Source organism: Agromyces binzhouensis (assembly GCF_004135055.1).
Taxonomy (GTDB): domain Bacteria; phylum Actinomycetota; class Actinomycetes; order Actinomycetales; family Microbacteriaceae; genus Agromyces; species Agromyces binzhouensis.
Window position 1 is genome coordinate 1 of record NZ_SDPL01000339.1, and the last position, 3,513, is coordinate 3,513.

4 protein-coding genes are annotated in these 3,513 nt (G+C 71.0%); all 4 read left to right on the forward strand.

Features of this window, described 5'->3' with window-relative positions; genetic code table 11:
• Positions 1-246: HRDC domain-containing protein (locus tag ESO86_RS13730; protein WP_207207140.1), on the forward strand; the 246-nt coding region annotated here is incomplete at its 5' end.
• Between the two features lie 110 nt (positions 247-356).
• Positions 357-761 carry a hypothetical protein gene (locus ESO86_RS13735; RefSeq protein ID WP_129235514.1) on the forward strand — a complete coding sequence of 135 codons (405 nt, stop codon included), beginning with the start codon at positions 357-359 and terminating at the stop codon, positions 759-761.
• Positions 762-816: 55 nt separating this feature from the next.
• On the forward strand, positions 817-1,251 hold the full coding sequence (locus tag ESO86_RS13740) for a DUF7144 family membrane protein (protein WP_129235515.1): 435 nt from the start codon (positions 817-819) through the stop codon (positions 1,249-1,251).
• A 180-nt stretch (positions 1,252-1,431) separates the two neighbouring features.
• The coding region (locus ESO86_RS13745) for an acyl-CoA dehydrogenase family protein (protein ID WP_129235516.1) at positions 1,432-3,513 on the forward strand (2,082 nt) is incomplete at its 3' end.

A 3,513-nucleotide genomic window follows, 5' to 3' on the forward strand; every position in this document is an offset into this window, starting at 1 on the left:
GCGGCGGCCGACCTCGAGCCGCGCGACGCGGAGCTGTTCGAGGCGCTGCGTGCCTGGCGCGCCTCGGAGGCGCGCGAGCAGGGGGTCCCCGCCTACATCGTGTTCGGCGATGCCACCCTGCGGGCGGTCGCGGTGCGCCGGCCGGCCGCGATCGGCGAGCTCGACGGCATCTCGGGCATCGGCGCGAAGAAGCTCGACGCCTACGGCGAGGCGCTCGTGCGCGTCGTGGCGGAGCACGCCGGCTGAACGGGGGCCGGATCGCGACACGAGGCGGACGACCCTCGCGCTCGCGGGTCCGCCATCGCTAGCATCAGGGCCATGGGCCGTCACGGCGGCGGCGCGATTCGGGGGAGCGCATGTCCACAGCACAGGGAAGCCGTCCGGTCACGATCACGATCGTCGGGGTCCTCGCCTTCATCGCGGGCGCGATCGACATGGTGTCCGGAGTGATCCTCTTCTTCCTCCTCCCGGTGCAGGAGGTCGTCGACGGCTTCGGCGGGACCGGCCCGCTCATCACCGCGGCGATCGGCTCGATCATCGTCGGCCTCATCACCGCAGTCCTCGCGGGCGGACTCCTCCGCGGGAGCCAGCCGGCGCGACTCATCGTGACCGTGCTCCAGGTGCTCACGATCATCGGGTCGCTGTTCCTGGCGGTCGCCTACCTCGGCATCCCGGTCGGCGAGTGGATCGGCCTCGCGGTCTCGGCCCTCGTCGTGATCCTGCTCTGGACCCCGAAGGCGAGTGCGTTCTTCACGCGGTGACGACCCGGCGCCGCCGAGCCGACGACACGACGACACGACGACACGAGGAGGACGCATGAGTGGACAGGGCATCGAGGGGGTCCGGCGACCGGCAGCGGTGACGGTGGTGGGCGCCCTCGTCTGGGTGAACGCCGCGCTCGACCTGGTGGCGGGGTTCTTCCTGCTGATCCTCGCGACGATCGGCGGTGACGATGCGGCGACGCGCACGACGTGGGCGATCATGGGCTCGGTCTCGCTCGTGCTCGGCGCGATCGCGGCGGTCGTCGCGTTCGGGCTCATGCGCGGCAATTCCGTGGCGCGCATCGCGATCACCGTGATCGAGGTGTTCTCGATCATCGCGTCGGTGAGCGCCGCGATCGCGAACCCCGCGAGTGCGGTGAACGAGATCGTGAGCGCCCTGATCGCCGTCGCCATCCTGCTGCTGCTGTGGTCGGGCGAGGCGACCCGCTTCTTCCGCGGCCTGGCGCCGGACCAGCCGTCGGAGCCGTGAACGGCCCCGAATCCTTGTCGATCATCCAAGATCGAGTGGCGGTCGGTTTGTAGGGTTCCGCAAGCGGGTTCGGATGGCCCGAACCGGTGTTTGTAGGCGACGAACGCAGTTCTCCGCCCGTCGCGACGACCGCCGTACCGTGGAATCAGCCCTATCCCGCGTACGAAGGACGAACCGACGATGGTCGACACGGCATCCCGAACCGACGCTGCACCCGCGCCCAAGGCCGAGCGCCCCGCGACCGCCGAAGGCGCGGCGGCAGCCACTCCTGCGAACACGTCGATCGACGCGAGCGACGCTCCCGTCGTCGACGTCGACGCACTCGCGCGCCAGCTCCTCGGAACCTGGCCGGAGGCTCGGCTGGCCGCGCGCGAGCGCGCCGCGCAGCCCGCATTCCAGCGCATCGACGGCCAGGACATGGCGGAGCACCGCGAGCGCGTGCTCGGCCAGCTCAAGCTCCTCGTCGAGTCGGGCGCCGTGCACAAGGCGTTCCCGAAGGGCCTCGGCGGCGAGGACGACCACGGCGGCAACATCGCCGCGTTCGAGGAACTGGTCCTCGCCGACCCCAGCCTGCAGATCAAGTCGGGCGTGCAGTGGGGCCTCTTCGGCGCCGCTGTGCTGCACCTCGGCACCGAGCAGCACCACGAGAAGTACCTGCCGGGCATCATGAGCCTCGAGGTCCCCGGCGCGTTCGCCATGACCGAGACCGGGCACGGCTCCGACGTCGCGTCCATCGGCACGACCGCGACCTACGACCCCGAGACCGAGGAGTTCGTCCTGAACACGCCGTTCCGCGGCGCGTGGAAGGACTACCTCGGCAACGCCGCACTCCACGGCATCGCCGCGGTGGTCTTCGCCCAGCTCATCACCAAGGGCGTCAACCACGGCGTGCACGCCTTCTACGTGCCGCTCCGCGACGAGCAGGGCGCGTTCCTCCCCGGCATCGGCGGCGAGGACGACGGCCTGAAGGGCGGCCTCAACGGCATCGACAACGGTCGCCTGCACTTCAGCGACGTGCGCGTGCCGCGCGAGGACCTGCTGAACCGGTACGGCGACGTCGCCGCCGACGGCACGTACTCCAGCCCGATCTCGAGCCCGGGCCGTCGCTTCTTCACGATGCTCGGCACGCTCGTCCAGGGGCGCGTCTCGCTCGACGGCGCGGCGACCCTCGCGAGTGCGATGGGGCTCGCGATCGCCATCACGTACGGCACGCAGCGCCGCCAGTTCAACGCCGGCAGCGACACCGACGAGGAGGTGCTGCTCGACTACCAGCGGCACCAGCGTCGCCTGCTGCCGAAGCTCGCGACGACCTACGCGCAGGTCTTCGCGCACGACGAGTTCCTCGTCAAGTTCGACGCGGTGTTCTCGGGCGAGGCCGACACCGACGACGACCGCCAGGACCTCGAGACCATCGCTGCGGCGCTCAAGCCGCTGTCGACGTGGCACGCGCTCGAGACGCTGCAGGAGGCCCGCGAAGCCTGCGGCGGCGCCGGCTTCCTCGCCGAGAACCGCATCGTGGGGCTGCGCCAGGACCTCGACATCTACGTCACCTTCGAGGGCGACAACAACGTCCTGCTGCAGCTGGTCGCCAAGCGCCTGCTGACCGACTTCTCGAAGCAGTTCGCGAAGGCGGATGCCGGTGCGATGGCGCGCTACGTCGTCGCCCAGGCCGCGGACCGCGCCTACCACGGCACGGGCCTGCGTCGCCTCGCCCAGACGGTCGCCGACTTCGGGTCGACCGCCCGTTCGGTGCACGAGCTCCGCGACGAGGAGACGCAGCGCGAGCTGCTCACCGAGCGGGTCGAGACCATGATCAGCGAGATCGCGGGTCGCCTCCGCGATGCGCGGAAGCTCACGAAGCCCGAGCAGGCCGCCCTCTTCAACCGGAACCAGAACGAGCTCATCGAGGCGGCTCGCGCCCACGGCGAGCTGCTCCAGTGGGAGGCGTTCACGCGCGCCATCGCTCGCACCGAGGACGCGGGCACGAAGCAGGTGCTGACGTGGCTCCGCGACCTCTTCGGACTCGGCCTCGTCGAGCAGCACCTGTCGTGGTACCTCATCCACGGTCGGCTCTCGCCGCAGCGCGCGCAGGCCGTCACCGCGTACATCGACCGCCTGGTCGAGCGCCTGCGTCCGTACGCGCTCGACCTGGTCGACGCGTTCGGCTTCGCGCCGGAGCACCTCCGCGCGTCGATCGCGTCGGGCGCCGAGCAGGCGCGACAGGACGAGGCGCGCGCGCACTACGCCGCGCAGCGCGCGGCG

Excerpts from the sequence above, each read along its gene's own strand:
- ESO86_RS13735 (WP_129235514.1), top strand. The coding sequence starts at position 357 with ATGTCCACAGCACAGGGAAGCCGTCCGGTCACGATCACGATCGTCGGG.
- ESO86_RS13740 (WP_129235515.1), top strand. The coding sequence starts at position 817 with ATGAGTGGACAGGGCATCGAGGGGGTCCGGCGACCGGCAGCGGTGACG.